General features: G+C 61.1%; 17 protein-coding genes and 1 tRNA gene. 9 read left to right on the forward strand and 9 right to left on the reverse strand.

The genetic code is table 11. The features are described from left to right. The first annotated feature begins 69 nt into the window (after positions 1 to 69). Positions 70 to 154, forward strand: a tRNA-Leu gene (locus tag J5Y06_RS14285). Between the two features lie 82 nt (positions 155 to 236). After that, positions 237 to 1,706, forward strand: coding sequence for a trigger factor (tig, locus tag J5Y06_RS14290; protein ID WP_209335851.1), 1,470 nt, complete (start codon positions 237 to 239; stop codon positions 1,704 to 1,706). Positions 1,707 to 1,776: 70 nt separating this feature from the next. Here tig and radC read toward each other — a convergent pair whose 3' ends face one another. Both radC and map read right to left on the reverse strand, forming a co-directional pair. After that, a complete protein-coding gene (radC, locus tag J5Y06_RS14295) occupies positions 1,777 to 2,628 on the reverse strand; it encodes a RadC family protein (protein WP_209335852.1) in 852 nt (283 codons plus the stop codon). 7 nt (positions 2,629 to 2,635) lie between these two features. Then, positions 2,636 to 3,463 (reverse strand): type I methionyl aminopeptidase, encoded by an 828-nt coding sequence (gene map / locus J5Y06_RS14300; protein ID WP_209335853.1) that lies wholly within the window; start codon positions 3,461 to 3,463, stop codon positions 2,636 to 2,638. A 32-nt stretch (positions 3,464 to 3,495) separates the two neighbouring features. On the opposite strand from map, the gene J5Y06_RS14305 reads away from it, so the two are divergent. Both J5Y06_RS14305 and J5Y06_RS14310 read left to right on the forward strand, forming a co-directional pair. Next, positions 3,496 to 4,188: a biliverdin-producing heme oxygenase gene (locus J5Y06_RS14305; protein ID WP_342453428.1), complete on the forward strand. Its 693-nt coding sequence runs from the start codon at positions 3,496 to 3,498 to the stop codon at positions 4,186 to 4,188. Further along, positions 4,188 to 4,619 (forward strand): YbaN family protein, encoded by a 432-nt coding sequence (locus J5Y06_RS14310; RefSeq protein ID WP_209335854.1) that lies wholly within the window; start codon positions 4,188 to 4,190, stop codon positions 4,617 to 4,619. Before J5Y06_RS14305 ends, J5Y06_RS14310 begins: the two co-directional genes overlap by 1 nt. 3 nt (positions 4,620 to 4,622) lie before the next feature. On the opposite strand, the gene otsA is transcribed toward J5Y06_RS14310, so the two are convergent. Both otsA and otsB read right to left on the reverse strand, forming a co-directional pair. Continuing rightward, positions 4,623 to 6,026, reverse strand: coding sequence for an alpha,alpha-trehalose-phosphate synthase (UDP-forming) (gene otsA, locus J5Y06_RS14315; RefSeq protein WP_209335855.1), 1,404 nt, complete (start codon positions 6,024 to 6,026; stop codon positions 4,623 to 4,625). Between the two features lie 91 nt (positions 6,027 to 6,117). Next, positions 6,118 to 6,897 (reverse strand): trehalose-phosphatase, encoded by a 780-nt coding sequence (gene otsB / locus J5Y06_RS14320; protein WP_209335856.1) that lies wholly within the window; start codon positions 6,895 to 6,897, stop codon positions 6,118 to 6,120. A gap of 169 nt (positions 6,898 to 7,066) precedes the next feature. Here otsB and J5Y06_RS14325 point away from each other — a divergent pair, with 169 nt between their 5' ends. Continuing rightward, positions 7,067 to 8,185: a mechanosensitive ion channel family protein gene (locus tag J5Y06_RS14325; protein ID WP_209335857.1), complete on the forward strand. Its 1,119-nt coding sequence runs from the start codon at positions 7,067 to 7,069 to the stop codon at positions 8,183 to 8,185. Positions 8,186 to 8,209: 24 nt separating this feature from the next. Here J5Y06_RS14325 and J5Y06_RS14330 read toward each other — a convergent pair whose 3' ends face one another. Next, positions 8,210 to 9,139, reverse strand: coding sequence for an SRPBCC family protein (locus tag J5Y06_RS14330; protein WP_209335858.1), 930 nt, complete (start codon positions 9,137 to 9,139; stop codon positions 8,210 to 8,212). Then, on the reverse strand, positions 9,136 to 9,477 hold the full coding sequence (locus tag J5Y06_RS14335) for an ArsR/SmtB family transcription factor (protein ID WP_209335859.1): 342 nt from the start codon (positions 9,475 to 9,477) through the stop codon (positions 9,136 to 9,138). Before J5Y06_RS14335 ends, J5Y06_RS14330 begins: the two co-directional genes overlap by 4 nt. 128 nt (positions 9,478 to 9,605) lie before the next feature. Here J5Y06_RS14335 and J5Y06_RS14340 point away from each other — a divergent pair, with 128 nt between their 5' ends. Beyond that, positions 9,606 to 9,869: a hypothetical protein gene (locus tag J5Y06_RS14340; RefSeq protein ID WP_209335860.1), complete on the forward strand. Its 264-nt coding sequence runs from the start codon at positions 9,606 to 9,608 to the stop codon at positions 9,867 to 9,869. Positions 9,870 to 9,907: 38 nt separating this feature from the next. Here J5Y06_RS14340 and J5Y06_RS14345 read toward each other — a convergent pair whose 3' ends face one another. Beyond that, positions 9,908 to 10,174: a DUF2934 domain-containing protein gene (locus J5Y06_RS14345; RefSeq protein WP_209335861.1), complete on the reverse strand. Its 267-nt coding sequence runs from the start codon at positions 10,172 to 10,174 to the stop codon at positions 9,908 to 9,910. Positions 10,175 to 10,348: 174 nt separating this feature from the next. Between J5Y06_RS14345 and J5Y06_RS14350 the strand changes: the two genes are divergently transcribed. From J5Y06_RS14350 to J5Y06_RS14360, 3 genes are all read left to right on the forward strand, one after another. After that, positions 10,349 to 10,822, forward strand: coding sequence for a hypothetical protein (locus J5Y06_RS14350; RefSeq protein WP_209335862.1), 474 nt, complete (start codon positions 10,349 to 10,351; stop codon positions 10,820 to 10,822). Between the two features lie 441 nt (positions 10,823 to 11,263). Further along, positions 11,264 to 11,404 carry a hypothetical protein gene (locus tag J5Y06_RS14355; RefSeq protein ID WP_209335863.1) on the forward strand — a complete coding sequence of 47 codons (141 nt, stop codon included), beginning with the start codon at positions 11,264 to 11,266 and terminating at the stop codon, positions 11,402 to 11,404. Continuing rightward, on the forward strand, positions 11,401 to 12,699 hold the full coding sequence (locus tag J5Y06_RS14360; RefSeq protein WP_342453429.1) for an NAD(P)/FAD-dependent oxidoreductase: 1,299 nt from the start codon (positions 11,401 to 11,403) through the stop codon (positions 12,697 to 12,699). The genes J5Y06_RS14355 and J5Y06_RS14360 overlap by 4 nt, the downstream gene beginning before the upstream one ends. A gap of 82 nt (positions 12,700 to 12,781) precedes the next feature. Here J5Y06_RS14360 and J5Y06_RS14365 read toward each other — a convergent pair whose 3' ends face one another. Together J5Y06_RS14365 and J5Y06_RS14370 are read right to left on the reverse strand one after the other, a co-directional pair. After that, a complete protein-coding gene (locus J5Y06_RS14365) occupies positions 12,782 to 13,849 on the reverse strand; it encodes a zinc-binding metallopeptidase family protein (protein WP_209335864.1) in 1,068 nt (355 codons plus the stop codon). A gap of 279 nt (positions 13,850 to 14,128) precedes the next feature. Further along, positions 14,129 to 14,383, reverse strand: coding sequence for a DUF6894 family protein (locus tag J5Y06_RS14370; RefSeq protein ID WP_209335865.1), 255 nt, complete (start codon positions 14,381 to 14,383; stop codon positions 14,129 to 14,131). Positions 14,384 to 14,448: the final 65 nt, after the last annotated feature.

Below are 14,448 nucleotides of genomic sequence, written 5' to 3' on the forward strand. Positions count from 1 at the left end.
TAAATTTTCCTTTTGAACGCCCGCGAGCCGATGATATAGGAACCCCGCTTTGAGGGCGTCCGCTCGCAAGCGGGTGTGGTGGAATTGGCAGACACACTTGGTTTAGGTCCAAGCGCCGCAAGGCATGGGGGTTCAAGTCCCTCCACCCGCACCAACGGCTTCTGGCTCCATGATGGGTAGGCCCGACGATTTTCCGCGCTGCCGTAAACGGCACGCAACGACAAGAAGGTTCAACAATGCAGGTTACCGAAACGCTCAACGAGGGGCTTAAGCGCGAGATCAAGGTCGTCGTGCCTGCGAGCGATATGGAAGCACGGCTGTCCGGCCGGCTTACCGAAGCTCAGGGCAAGGCTCGCATCAATGGCTTCCGTCCGGGCAAGGTGCCGCTCCAGCATCTGCGCAAGATGTACGGCAAGTCGTTCATGGCTGAGGTCGTGAACGAGATCTTGTCCGATTCCACGCGCTCGATTCTCGCTGACCGCGGCGAGAAGGCTGCCATGCAGCCGGAAGTCGCGATGACTGAAAACGAAGTCGAAGCCGACAAGATCCTCGCCGGCCAGGCAGATTTCGAGTTCTCGCTGAACTACGAAGTGATCCCTGCCATTGAGGTGAAGGACTATTCCGACATTGCGGTGACCCGCCCGGTTTACGACGTCACGGACGAAGAGATCGATGAAGGTCTCCAGCGTGTGGCAGAATCGGCCCGCACCTATGAGACCAAGGATGGCGCCGCGGAAGATGGTGATCGCGTCACGATCGATTATCTCGGCAAGGTCGATGGCGAAGCCTTCCAGGGCGGCCAAGATTCCGACGCCCAGCTCGTTCTCGGCTCCAAGCAATTTATTCCCGGCTTCGAAGAGCAGCTCGTGGGCCTGAAGGCTGGCGACGAGAAGGTCATCACCGTGACGTTCCCGGCGCAGTACAACGCCTCGCATCTGGCCGGCAAGGAAGCCACCTTCGACATCACGGTCAAGGAAGTTGCCGCTCCGAACAAGATGGAAGTAACCGACGAGGTCGCCAAGAACCTCGGCATCGAGTCACTTGAACGGCTGCGCGAGATCGTGAAGGGCCAGCTCGAAAACCAGTATGGCCAGATGACGCGGCAGAAGGTGAAGCGCGAGCTTCTCGATGCACTCGACGGCAGCTACCAGTTCGAAGCGCCTTCCAAGCTCGTGGACGCGGAATACGAGAACATCTGGAATCAGGTGCAGCGCGACCTTCAGGCCGCCGGCCAGACCTTCGAGGACGAGGGCACCACGGAAGAAGCCGCGCAAGCCGATTACCGCAAGCTCGCCGAGCGTCGCGTGCGTCTGGGCCTCGTTCTGGCGGAGATCGGCGAAAAGGCCGGCGTGACCGTGTCGGACGAGGAAATGCAGCGCGCTTTGTTCGACTTCGTGCGCCGCTATCCCGGCCCGCAGCAGCAGGACGTGTTTGACTTCTACCGCAAGAACCCGAGCGCTCTCGCCTCCATCCGGGCGCCGCTCTACGAGGAAAAGGTCGTTGACCATCTGCTCGGCCAGATCAAGGTTACGGACAAGAGCGTTTCCAAGGAAGAGCTGATGGCCGAGGACGAGGGTCAGAACTCCGAAGCGACCGCGTCCGAGGAAGAAAAGAAGCCCGCGAAGAAGAAGGCAGCTCCAAAGAAGAAGGCTGCCAAGTCTGAGGAAACCGCCGCGGAACAAGACGCCGCGGACATCGAAGGCTGATCGCGTCTCACTTCGAGAAGATAAAAAGGCCGCCCTCGAGGCGGCCTTTTTCGTTGCTGCATAACTCACGTCAGATGTAGCCGAGCCCTTTCAGGCTGGCGTGGCCGTCGCGGCCCACGATGATGTGGTCGTGCACGGTGACGTTGAGCGCCTTGCCGGCTGCTATCATTGTTCGGGTGAGCTCGATGTCAGCCCGAGACGGTTCCGGGTCTCCCGAAGGATGGTTGTGGACTAGGATCACTGCGGTCGCGCCGAGGTTATAGGCGCGGTTGATCACTTCTCGCGGATAGGCGGGCGTGAAATCGATCGTCCCTTCCTGTTGAAGCTCATCTGCAATCAACGCGTTCCGCTTGTTGAGGTAGAGCACGCGGAACTGTTCGCGCTCCTGAAACGCCATCGTGGTACGGCAATAGTCCAGGAGCAAGTTGTAGGAGGTCAGCACATCCCGCTTCGCCACTGCACCCCGCACGAGCCGCTGCGCGCCCGCCGCCATCGCTTTCAAGTGGATTGCGGCCCCTGGTCCTACGCCCTCCACCTCTGCTAGCTGATGGTAAGGAGCGCCCAACACTTCAGCGAAGGTCTTGAACTCTCTCAAAAGTCTCTTGGCAATGGCCTTGGTGTCGCGTCGTGGCAAGGCATTGAAGAGCAGAAGCTCGAGCAACTCGTAGTCCTGAAAGGCCTCACCTCCGACTGTGGCGAAGCGTTTGCGCACACGTTCGCGGTGCCCGAGATGATCGGGCTTCGTGTCATCGGCGGGAACAAAAACAACCTCCTCGGGCTGAGCCTTCGGCGGCGCGCTCGTCGCTTCTGCTTCGTCTTCAGGAGGAAAGGCCGGCACCGCTCGCCCGGCGAGCGGGCCCCGTGCGAGGCCTAATTCGCGGAAAAACTTCTCTTCATCGAAGTCATCCGCGTCGTCTTTCATCTCGATGTCAGACCGTGATGCCGGGGGCGAACAGCCCGGCTGGTGAAAGCGTGAAGATTTCGCAGCCGTTGTCGGTGACGCCAACCGTGTGCTCGTACTGCGCCGAAAGCGACCGGTCGCGCGTCACGGCAGTCCAGCCGTCCGACAAGACCTTCACATGCGGACGTCCGAGATTAATCATCGGCTCGATCGTGAAGATCATGCCCTTGCGCATCTCCACGCCCTCGTTTGCACTGCCATAGTGCAGGATGTTCGGCGCATCGTGGAACAGGCGACCAACACCGTGGCCGCAGAAATCGCGCACAACGGAGCAGCGCTCGCCTTCGGCAAAGGACTGGATGGCGGCGCCGATTGCGCCGGTTCTGGCGCCGGGTTTCACCGCAGCGATGCCACGCATCAGGCACTCGTGCGTCACCTCGAGAAGACGCTCGGCAGCGCGCTTTAAGGATCCCACGGGGTACATCCGGCTGGAGTCGCCATGCCAGCCATCGACGATGAAGGTGACGTCGATGTTGACGATATCGCCTTCCTTCAGGGGCTTGTTGTCGGGGATGCCGTGGCATACCACGTGGTTGATCGAGGTGCAGGTTGACTTGGTGTAGCCGCGATAATTCAGGGTCGCGGGCAGGCCGCCATTGTCCATCCCGTATTCATAAACGAAGCGGTCAATCGCGTCCGTGGTGACGCCCGGCTGAACCATTTCCACCAACGCATCCAGGCATCGGGCTGTGAGCTGGCAGGCCTTGCGCATGCCTTCGAACGCCGCCTCATCGTAGAGGCGGATCTGGCCGGTATTTCGAAGGGGCGCCGTTGCAGCGTCGAGATAAGTGACCATGAGAGCGACTTCAGTTCCTGCAAGCCGCACATGTGCCACTCGCAGGCGATGTCTTCAAGCCTGAAGCGACCTTCTGCTTGTTCCAGGCCGCGCATTCCGTTGCGCTGCAAGCTTGGAGTTCTATGTTCGGCTCCATGAACCAGGCTGCCATCCTCGATTTTCCGCTTTCGCGTCGCTTGAAAACGGCTACGGCTGAAGCGCATGCGGGCCTCGACGCCCGCATCATGAAAGCCAGCCCTTTTGCGTCGCGTGAGCGGTATGGCCGCTTTCTGCAGATGCAACATGGCTTCCACCGTGACGTGGCGGACATCTATGCCGATGAGCGCATCGCGGTGCTCCTGCCGGACTTGCGGTCCCGGTGTCGGCTGGCAGACATCGAAGCGGATCGGGCCGATCTCGGTCTTGATCTGGGGATGAACGCCTCGAGCCGGCCGTCGCCGGGCGAGGGGCTGGGGGAGCGGCTCGGCTGGCTTTATGTCGCGGAAGGCTCAAACCTCGGCGCTGCGTTTCTGATCAAGGAGGCCGCCAAGCTCGGCTTGAACGCAGATTTCGGCGCGCGTCATCTGGCCGGTCATCCGGATGGGCGGGGCCTCCAATGGCGTCGCTTTCAGGAAGCGATGGATGGTGCCGGCTTCGGCGAAGCCGAGGAGGCCCATGCCATCGCCGGCGCCTGTGCCGCCTTCGCGCGTGTCCGCCTTCTGGCGGATCAAGCTTTCAGCAGTTGATGAATGTGCCCAGCGAGCCCGTTGCACCACCCTTGCAGGAAGGGGAACGGGCTGTTGTCCCGCTTGGCCCTCTCGCACGAGGCTTTTACCTCGTCGCCGGGCTGCTTCTGACGGCGATCGGCATCATTGGCGTTTTCGTGCCCCTGCTACCGACCACGGTGTTTCTAATCCTGGCCGCGTGGTGCTTCAGCCGCTCTTCGCCACGGCTGGAAGCCTATCTCCTTCACCATCCCCGATTGGGGCCGCCGTTGCAGGCGTGGCGTCGCTCGGGCGCGATCCCGCCACGCGGAAAGTGGCTCGCCTTTGCCGGCATGGCGGGTGGCTACACGCTGTTTTACTTGGCAGCAGAACCCAGCGCGGCACTCGCACTGGCCGTCGCCGCGTTTCTGGCCGGCTGCGCTTTGTTTGTCGGCACCCGACCCAGCCGCTGAGGTTCAGGCCGCGTCATAGGTCTTGATGCTCGTTTGCCAGGCGCCCGGATCGGAAAGGCACGCAACAAAGCGCTCCTGCCAGGTGTGAACGTCGAAGGCGCGCGTTCTTTGCAGCAGAATCTCGTGGCGCTCGCGTCGTTCTTCGATCGGCATGTTGAGCGCTTGGTTGAAGGCGTCCGCCATTTCGTCGACATCGAACGGGTTGATCAGCAGCGCCTCCGGCATCTCTTCCGCCGCACCGGCAAAGCGCGACAACACCAGCACGCCCGGATCCTCCGGGTCCTGGGCAGCGACATACTCCTTGGCCACCAGGTTCATGCCGTCGCGCATGGGCGTCACCAGCGCGACCTGGCTCGTGCGCAGGAGCGCGGCGAGGCGGTCCCGCGACACGGAACGGTGAATATAGCGGATGGGCGTCCAGTCAAAGTCCGCGAAAGTGCCATTGATGGTCCCCGACAGCCGCTCGAGTTCATCGCGGATTTCGGCATAAGCGCCGATGTCCTCGCGAGACGGCGGCGCGATCTGCAGAAACGACACTGTCTTGCTCAACTCGGGATAGCGCGTCAGCATCTGGGAGAAGGCCTGGAAACGCGCCGGGATGCCCTTGGAATAATCCAGCCGGTCGACCCCGATCATCTGCTTGTCGGCGACGAGGTTGCGGCGGAACTTCTCGCTGAACAACGCTTCGGCTTTGGAGCTTGCCATCTTCTGGAACGCTTCAACGTCGATTCCAATGGGGAAACGATCGGCAACGGAAACTCTGCCGTTGAAGCGGAAGCGCTCGCCGTTCACTTCGGCTTGGGTGAATTCTTCCACGCAGCGCCGGAAGTTCGTCACGTCCGTGAAAGTCTGGAAGCCGATCACGTCGTACTGCAGCAGCGCCTCCATGATGGTTTGGTGATTGGGCAGTGCTGCAAAGATGTCCGGCGGCGGGAAGGGGATGTGCAAGAAGAAGCCGATCTTGGCTCCGCAGCCGCGTTCCCGCAGCATCGCGCCGAGAGGCATGAAATGGTAATCATGCACCCACACAAGGTCGTCGCCGCGCAGGTGCGGTATGAGACCGTCGGCGAACTGTTCGTTCACCCGCATATAGGCGTCGTAATAATCCTGCTGGTAGCGCACGAGATCGGCGCGGTAGTGAAACAGCGGCCAAAGCACGCTGTTGGCGAAGCCGAGATAAAACGGCTGGTAGTCGACGGACGCGATCGGGTGCAGAATGGTTTGAACGTTGCCGATCGTTTCGATGGTGGCTGAGCGATCAGCCTCGTCCTCGGTGTTTCCGTCCCAGCCGAACCAGATGCCGCCGCGGTCCTTGATGGCTTCCGAGACAGCCACTGCAAGCCCACCGGTTTGCGCCGGGTTGCGCAGATCGCCTACTCGGTTCGAAACAACAACCAGCCGGCTCACGCCAGCACCTCGAGATGCGTGTTCATCCGTATTCCCGTTCCCTTCGCGGACAAACCCGGTGGGGTTAACTCAAGTTCCGCCTTCTTCTTAACTATAGGGCAGGGCGCTCGGTGATCCATGTCTCGCAAACAGCGTGCAACCAGGCATGGAAGCCGTCCAGCGTCGCTATGCGGTGGGCGGCAAGCGTTGGACCCTCACCGATCTTGATCCCCAAGCCGGAATATCTGCCGAGCACCGCAAAACCATCCTCATCCGTGACATCGTCGCCAACAAACACCGGCAGCCGTCCCGCGAACGGGGCTTCCTGCATGAAATCTTCGATGGCGTCGCCCTTTGTGCGGTGGCTGGCACTCAGTTCAGCCACCATCTTGCCGCGCAACAGCCGGAAGGCGGCGTGCTCGCCCGCAACGCGCGACATCAGGGACAGAGCGTCAGGCTCGAGTTCGGGCCGCATTCGGTAGTGCAGGGCAACGGACGCGGATTTCACCTCGCACACGAGACCCTGATGCTGCGCAACGAACCGCTCGAGCTCCTCCGCAATTGCGCCTACGGCCTGCGCATCGAAGTCGGGCCGAAAGATCACGCCATCGCCGTTTCGCCGCTCGATGCCGTGCACGCCAGCCAGGGGCAGCTTAAGCGGGCTCAGCATCGTGTCCAGCTGGAGAATGGATCGACCAGACACAATGGCCAGCGCCCCGTCGGTAGCCCTCCATAAGGTCTCCAAGCATTGCAGGATATCGGCGTCGACCCCTGCAGCGTCCGGCTGGTCAACGATGCGCGCAAGCGTGCCGTCGCAGTCGAAGAAGAATGCCGTGGTGGCAGGCTGCAGGTTTTCGAGGGGAGGTGCGTTGTTGATCATCAAACCTCTCATGCTTCCGCTTCCCCCAAACTAGATGGGCCATCAAAAGCGGCAAGGCGCAAAGATGCGCTGGGGCCTAGTCAGCTGGGCACGACCGCCTAGTTGCTGCGATGCAGCATGAAATTCGATCGGCGAACGGTTCTGAGCGCCGCATCGTGAACTCAAACGAGAGAGGTCGCCCATGAACGACATTCTCGCACGCCTGAATTGGCTGCCCGACTGGGCGGTTGGCGCCGGTCTTCTCCTGGTCGCGGCGTTGATTGCCGTATCCGTCCATGGTTTGGTCGTGCGGGCGCTGCATGCCGTCCTTCCAAGCGGCAGCAGCTTCACCCACAGGCTGATTTCGTCCACAAAGAACCCGATCCGGTGGGCGCTCATCAACATCGCCATCGCGGTGGCACTGCCGCTCGCACCGTTTGCTTGGCAAACCAAGGTGATCCTCGCCAAGATCCTGACGGCATCATCCATTTGCCTCGTTGGCTGGATCGTTCTGAAGGCGATGGATCTCTTCGTTGATCGTCATCTGCGCCGCTACCGTATCGACGTTGAAGACAATCTACTGGCCCGAAAGCATGTGACGCAGGCCAACATTCTTCGACGCGCAGTGTCTTTCGTTATCGTTGTGCTGACGGCGGCCGCGGCCCTGATGACCTTCGAATCGGTCCGGCAATATGGCGTCAGTCTTCTTGCTGCCGGCGGTGCGGCCGGTGTGATCGTCGGGCTGGCGGCGCAGCCCGTCCTGTCCAACCTTTTTGCAGGCTTGCAGCTTGCCATCACGCAGCCGATCCGCATCGACGATGCGGTGATCGTGGAAGGCGAGTGGGGAACGATCGAGGAAATCACCGCGACCTATGTCGTGGTGAAAATCTGGGATTGGCGGCGTCTGATCGTGCCGCTGCGTTACTTCATCGAAAAGCCCTTTCAGAACTGGACGCGCGAGAACGCGTCCCTGATCGGCGTGGTGATGCTTTACTTGGATTATCGCGCGCCGGTCGAGCGACTGAGGCAAAAGCTGACGGAGATCGCTGAAGCGTCGCCGCTTTGGGACCGCCGCGTGGTGAACCTCGCCGTGGTGGAAACAAGCGAAGCAACCATGCATGTCCGTTTGCTGGTCAGCGCGCGCAACGCACCCACGGTTTTCGACCTGCGCTGCCATGTTCGCGAACAGATCATCGCTTTCATCCAGGAAGAAGTTCCGGAAGCACTACCCCGCAATCGCAGCGATGTCGCGTTGGGGGAGAGGGAGGGGTCTCGCCGCAACACCGCTCTCTTAACAGGCAAGCAAATAGCCGCCGAGTAAGAGGGCGGGCCGCGATGCCGTTGCTTACGGAGCGGAGGTGACGAAGCGTTCCAGCTTGCCGAGCGTTTGCAGGCCCAGTTCCACCGCACCAAACCCTTTGGCCTCCCGGAACTCGGACGCGGTGCTGAAGACCATTCCAAGCGTCACTTGGGTGGTCTCGCCGCGGTCCTCGAAGGAAGCCCAGGCATCGGCATGTTTGGGCCCGTTCTCACCCCACAGCAACGAATAAGCGATCCGCTCCTCCTCCCGCACCTCGTGGTAAAGATGATGGTTCGGGAAGATGGTGCCGTCCGGCGCGATCATGTCGAACACCCATTCGCCATTCGCCCGAAGATCGATGCGTTGCGTTCGGCACGAGAAGCCCTCCGGGCCCCACCATTGCGGCAGCGTTTCGGCGTTCATCCAGGCTTTCCACACAAGCGGGCGCGGTGCCTTGATCACGCGCTGCAGAATCATGGTGCGCTCGGCGACGTCCGCGAGGTTGCTGAGGCCGGCATCGAACCCTTCCCGGTAGCCGGCCTCCATGCCGGGGGCGAGGGAAGAAAGCTGCACGGTAACCGCCAAACGGCTGGCCTGGCCGGCCGGGGAGATTATCGCCGTCACGAGCGCCACCGAGCGCGTCATCCCCTCGCTTGAAACAACCTCGTAGTTGACGCTGCAGTCCGGCGTCTGCAACGCGAGCCATCCACACTCGCATCGGATATCGGGCTGCCCTTCCGCTTTGCACAGCGAAATCTCCCGACCGCCCAAGGTGGGATCAGCATCGAGGATCTCCATGGTCACGTGCGGTGAGGGCGCAGCCCAGATGGCGCGAGCGGCCGGCGCGGTCCAAACATGCCAGAGCTCTGTTGGAGCCGTAGACACGTGCCGCTCGAAGGTCAGCGTCGCAAACCGGTCGTTGTTTTGGGAAGGGCGCTGTTCAGGCGCGCTGCTGTGGACGGTGTATGCTGTCATTGGTCACGTTCCTTCATTGCATTCACAACAAACGCGTCCAGCCGGTCGAGCCGCGCCTCCCAGGTGGCGCGCTGTTGATCGAGCCATGTCCGCGCCGGATGAAGCGCTTCGGGCCGGATCTCGCAGGTTCGGATGCGCCCGTCCTTGGTTGTCGCGATCAAGCCCGCCGTTTTGAGTACCGAAAGGTGGCGCATCACGGTTGGCAAACGCAGTCCGGTGGGGTCCGCTAGTTCGGTGACTTTCGCTGGCCCTTGGGCGAGCCGGGTCAGGATGGACCGCCGCGTCGGATCCGCGAGGGCAGAAAACAACAGCGAAAGATCAGGATCATGCTTAGCCATGTAGCTAACTAACGCAGATCTCACTCGATATCAACGGAAAGTTAGTGGATCGGCTAACTGACTGACTCGCGGGCAAAAGGAACATGCGGGCTCTGCAGGGATTATTCCGGTTCGGAAGGAGTTCCTCAATGCACAAGACAAACACCGAAAGTCTCAATCTGCGGGAAGTCGGCGCCACCAAATTGAAGGCCTCCCATGAGGAGCGCATGACGCCCGAGTTCCCACACACCGGCGACAAGGGAGACGAGCCAAAGGAGCCGTTCGGTTTGACCGAAGGGGTCAACGAGAGCCATGAAGACACCATGGTGTCCGACAGCGTGGATCAGCACGAAAACACGGCCGACGACGAAGCCTTCGTGTCGAAGGATCTTCTAAACAGCCGGTCGCTCTGACCGGCTGTTTAAGGGGGCGGACGCCCTTCGGCGCCTGTTCACGTCTTGCTCTGCTTGCCCAGCTGTTCGGCCTGGGGCGAGCCGCTCACGTCTTCATGTAGCTGGCTGACCTGATCCCGGTTGGACACATCGCCGTTGATGGCCATGCTGTCGTCGCCGTTGCCAGACGCGGCATCCTCTTCCTCGATTTCGCGTGCAGCTTGATGCCAGTGATCATCTTCGCGCGAATGCGGCTCACCTTCCTGCTGCCAGATCGCGTGGGCACGAGCCCGTATCCGGTCTTCTTTGTTGGCGTTGTCGGTCATGATCGGCTCCCTTCGATTTCAGGCACCTGCCTGATGGAGCGTCCAACACAACCTTGAGGCCAAGGTTCCGTTGATCATGGGAAGTTCTCGCGGCCGGCGTTGAGCCTCTTGATTGCCGGCCGGAGTGCTGTCACTGGCTGCAGCCATCCGCTTCAATCCGCCGGGACCGATTCCATGCAAAGGGCCGTGTTTTCCTTTGTTCTTGTTGCTTTGCTCACGATGATCCTTGCCGCGGGCTCCTTGTTTCTCGCAGGCAAGGGTTATCCCTTTGGTGCCGTCGGATTGCGCCGGCTGGACGGCATTGCCGCGGCCACGACGTTCGCTCCGCTGGCTTCTGTGTATTTCTTGAGCGCCGCCCTGATGATGCTTCTGCCGCTTCGCCCAGCTGCCTTCGTGCTGACGCATGCAGCGGATATCCTGTTCTGGGCTGCCGTGGCGCTTCTGGGGACGGTCGTGGGGCTGGTGGCCGCCCAGTTCGCCTTCGGGCAGATGCGCGCTCCTTATGCCCTGGCGGAATGGGGATATCTTTACGCGCTCGCCGTGGCGGCATGCCACTTCCTGTTGAACAGCCTGCGGCGAAACCTCCTGCTGCGCACGCTTGCCTTTGTTGGCCTGCTCGCGGCAGCCGGTTTTTGCTTGGTTTGGTGAGCTGTCATTGCCTTGTCGTGAACGGCCCCTAGATCAGGGATCGATCACATCGACCGACCGCGGATGAACCGGCGGATGACAGGATCAGGAGAAGGTCGGCACCCGCCGGCCTTTTTGCTTTTTTGGACCGTCCGACGCTTCAGGTCTTCGCAAGCAGGCGTTCAGCGCGCTTGCGGCGGCGCCGTGCGAAGAACAGGCTGATCAACAAGGTCGGGACGGAAATCATGGGCGGCATTCTCCTCCGCTTCTTCTAGCGTTCCGCGATTGAAGCGCGGTGAAGAAACACGGCTGACGAAGGCTCGCCGGATTGTTTTGGATCTTACCGATCTTCCGCACGGCATCATCCAAAAACCTTGTTCCCCGATTCGCCACACAAGGACCAGCTTCGTCGGGAACCCATCGGTTCGCCCGCGGTTCGGCTGTCACAGTCGGGAGAAGATCATGAGAAAAAGCGTCATCCTCGCCATCGCTGTTGCCGTCGTAATCATTGGTGGCATCGTGGTGTACCTCGCTCGGGGCGGGATCGAGACGGAGCAAGTGCCGGGACAGGACGCGCCGCCAGCGTCGGAAACCATCCAGTGACGGCTATCGCCACCGGAACCGCACCAAGTCCGCGTGTTGTGGTTGTCGGTGGCGGTTTCGCAGGGCTGGCTTGTGCGAAGGAGCTCGGTGCCCGGGGCGTGGATGTCACGGTGATCGACAGGCGCAATCACAACCTGTTTCAGCCGCTGCTTTATCAGGTCGCAACGGCGGCTCTTTCCCCGGCAGACATCGCAGAGCCTTTGCGAAAGACGCTGGGCCGCTACGAACATGTCTCCGTTATCCTGGCAGAAGTCCGGGGTGTCGATACGACAGCGAAATCCGTTGCGACCGATGTCGGGTCGGTCGACTACGATCACCTGGTGATCGCCACGGGCTCTGAGTACAACTATTTCGGCCGCGAGGATTGGCGGCGGGTTGCGCCGGGGCTCAAGTCGCTTGAACAGGCGAGAACCTTGCGCCAGCGGCTTCTGCTTGCGCTTGAATGGGCGGAAACAACGGCTTCTTCCGAAGAGCGTCGCGCGCTTCTCACGCAGGTCATCATCGGCGGCGGCCCCACGGGCGTGGAGATGGCCGGGGCGGTGGCTGAACTCGGGGCCACCGTGTCGCGGGATTTCAAGAATATCCGGCCGGAAGAATTTCGCGTTCTGCTGATCGAGGCGGGGCCGCGCTTGCTGGCCGCCTTTCCTGAAGGACTGTCCCACTATGCCAAACAGCAATTGGAGAAACTCGGGGTCGAAGTCCTCCTCAACACGCGAGTAAAGGATCTCACCCAGGACACTGTCACCTTCGGCGACCAGATCCTTCCAGTGGGCTCTGTGACCTGGGGTGCCGGGGTGAAAGCGTCATCAGCTTCGGAATGGTTACCGGTAGAGCCTGATCGCAGCGGGCGCATCCCAGTGGAGGCGACCCTGCAGGTGAAGGGCCAGGCCAATGTCTTTGCCCTTGGCGACGTCGCGTTGTTCCTGGACGAGAAGGGCGCTCCGCTTCCAGCGCTTGCGCAGGTGGCCAAGCAGCAGGGCCAGCATCTTGGAAAGGCGCTCGGCAGACACATCAAGGCCGGAGCAACGTTGCCTCCCTTCACGTTCCGGAACCGCGGCAACACGGCGGTGATCGGTCGGCATGCGGCCGTGTTCGACTTCGGCTCCTGGCAACTGAAGGGGCGTTTGGCTTGGATCTTGTGGGCCATCGTGCATGTGTATCTTCTCGTGAGCTTCGAGAAGCGTCTGCTCGTGAGCATCCAGTGGCTTTGGCGCTACGTGACCTTGAATCGCGGCGCCCGGATCATCGCAGAACATGCGCGGTCTGGAGAAGATGCCTCGCCTGTGACCAGGTAGTCCGCAAGCGACAGGCCCTGAGACACCGACGGAGACCATCGCTGATCCCAATCACGCGGTGTCCCATCCACACGAACGGCATTTACCAGGGGGTGAAGTCCACATCGGGCGTGAGGCGGCGGATATAAGCGGCCACCAGATCAACCGTCGCCTGGACGTCCTTCAGCGACAACACTTCCGACGGCGTGTGCATATAGCGCAGCGGTACCGACACAAGCCCTGTCGCCACACCGCCACGATTGGTTTGCAGCAACCGCGCATCGGTTGGGCTGGTGCCGCCATAGCCTTGCAGCTGGAAGGGAATGTTTTCTTCCTTCGCGGCACGCAACAGCAAGTCCAGGACGATCGGGTTGGTGTTGGCTCCCGCGGTGATGCCTGGCCCGTCGCCCAGTGCGAGGCGCCCTTGATCTTCATCTTGTGCCCAGGGGTAGTCCGTTGCCACGCCCATGTCGACGACGATGCCGGTATGGGGGGCGATGTCGAAGGCAGCCGTTTCCGCTCCTCGTGAGCCGATCTCCTCCTGCACGGTGCCGAGGATATAAACCGCGACCTGCGGGTGCACGCCGCCGTCTTCCCAAAGCGTTTTGAGCACCTGCGAGGCGATAAACAAGCCTGCCTTGTTGTCGAAGGCGCGTCCAACGACGTGATCTCCCAGAAGCTGGGCCATTTCCGGCTGCAGGGTCACGGGGCTGCCGATGCTGACCACGGCTTCCGCTTCTTGCCGCGACCTCGCGCCGATGTCGATCCACAGCCGCTTCATCTTGGGTGTTTGCGACATCTCGGCGGGCTCCAGGTCCTGGATCGCCTTGCGTCCGATCACGCCGGGAACCCGCTCCTGCCCATGCACCCAAACGCGCTGGCCAATTTCGGTCGCGACGTCCGTCCCGCCGATCGTATTGAAGTAAAGGAAGCCATTCTGATCGATGTGGTGAACAATGAAGCCGATCTCATCCATGTGGCCGGCATACATCACGCGCAGCGGTGCATCCGGATTGATGATGGCCGTGACATTGCCCATGATGTCCGTGGAAGTTTGGTGCGCAAACGGCTGGACATAGTCGCGGTAAAGCTGCGCCACCGGCTTTTCGAAGCCGCTTGGCCCATGCGCCGCGACGAGGTCCTTGAGAAACTGGAACTTCAGGTCACCCATACTCGCAATCTCCCTTTTCGGCGCCGAACAGAAGAAGCAGGCCGATGTTCCATCTGAGATCTTGCTAAAGAAGAAGGGCGGCGGAGATGGCTGCGCAGTCTCGGCGCCTGGGCTCGGCGTCGGTTCTCACCACCTCAAGCGCAGGCAATAGCGCAGCGCGTTTTCACCGTCGCACAGGCCGTTTAGCTCGTGGTTCTAGGATGCCGTGCAGGTCGAAGGAAAGGGATGAAGCTTCTGAATGACCGTTTGGAAGGGATAGCTGCCGACCAAATCAGACGTCTACTTCAGCGACTTGTAAAGGACAGGCCCTGCCGGACGATCCATGTTGAACCGCAGCGTGAAAAGCAACTGGTCTTTGTCGTCGGTGACGACCATTTGCCATGAGCTCGACTTGGTGAATGGATCATGATCCTGCAGCATCCCGCCTGCTGCTCTGGTCGCTTCAGCCTGCGCGGCTTCTAGGTTCCCGAGTTCCAGACCCTCTTCATCCGGCAGGTGGAAACCATCATCTATGTGAAAAAAGTATCGAGGCACATGGCGCTCCGCATCCGGGCATGAGCATGACAACTCGCCGTCGCTACAAGGCCGATCAGAGGGGC

Source organism: Tianweitania sediminis, from assembly GCF_017813335.1.
In the GTDB taxonomy this organism is placed as follows: domain Bacteria; phylum Pseudomonadota; class Alphaproteobacteria; order Rhizobiales; family Rhizobiaceae; genus Tianweitania; species Tianweitania sediminis.

Coding starts and splice junctions, on each gene's coding strand:
- map (WP_209335853.1), bottom strand. CDS start 3,463: ATGGTCACTTATCTCGACGCTGCAACGGCGCCCCTTCGAAATACCGGC.
- otsB (WP_209335856.1), bottom strand. CDS start 6,897: ATGAGAGGTTTGATGATCAACAACGCACCTCCCCTCGAAAACCTGCAG.
- J5Y06_RS14355 (WP_209335863.1), top strand. CDS start 11,264: ATGAGAAAAAGCGTCATCCTCGCCATCGCTGTTGCCGTCGTAATCATT.
- J5Y06_RS14325 (WP_209335857.1), top strand. CDS start 7,067: ATGAACGACATTCTCGCACGCCTGAATTGGCTGCCCGACTGGGCGGTT.
- radC (WP_209335852.1), bottom strand. CDS start 2,628: ATGAAAGACGACGCGGATGACTTCGATGAAGAGAAGTTTTTCCGCGAA.
- J5Y06_RS14330 (WP_209335858.1), bottom strand. CDS start 9,139: ATGACAGCATACACCGTCCACAGCAGCGCGCCTGAACAGCGCCCTTCC.
- J5Y06_RS14365 (WP_209335864.1), bottom strand. CDS start 13,849: ATGGGTGACCTGAAGTTCCAGTTTCTCAAGGACCTCGTCGCGGCGCAT.
- J5Y06_RS14335 (WP_209335859.1), bottom strand. CDS start 9,477: ATGGCTAAGCATGATCCTGATCTTTCGCTGTTGTTTTCTGCCCTCGCG.
- J5Y06_RS14340 (WP_209335860.1), top strand. CDS start 9,606: ATGCACAAGACAAACACCGAAAGTCTCAATCTGCGGGAAGTCGGCGCC.
- J5Y06_RS14350 (WP_209335862.1), top strand. CDS start 10,349: ATGCAAAGGGCCGTGTTTTCCTTTGTTCTTGTTGCTTTGCTCACGATG.
- J5Y06_RS14310 (WP_209335854.1), top strand. CDS start 4,188: ATGAATGTGCCCAGCGAGCCCGTTGCACCACCCTTGCAGGAAGGGGAA.
- tig (WP_209335851.1), top strand. CDS start 237: ATGCAGGTTACCGAAACGCTCAACGAGGGGCTTAAGCGCGAGATCAAG.
- J5Y06_RS14345 (WP_209335861.1), bottom strand. CDS start 10,174: ATGACCGACAACGCCAACAAAGAAGACCGGATACGGGCTCGTGCCCAC.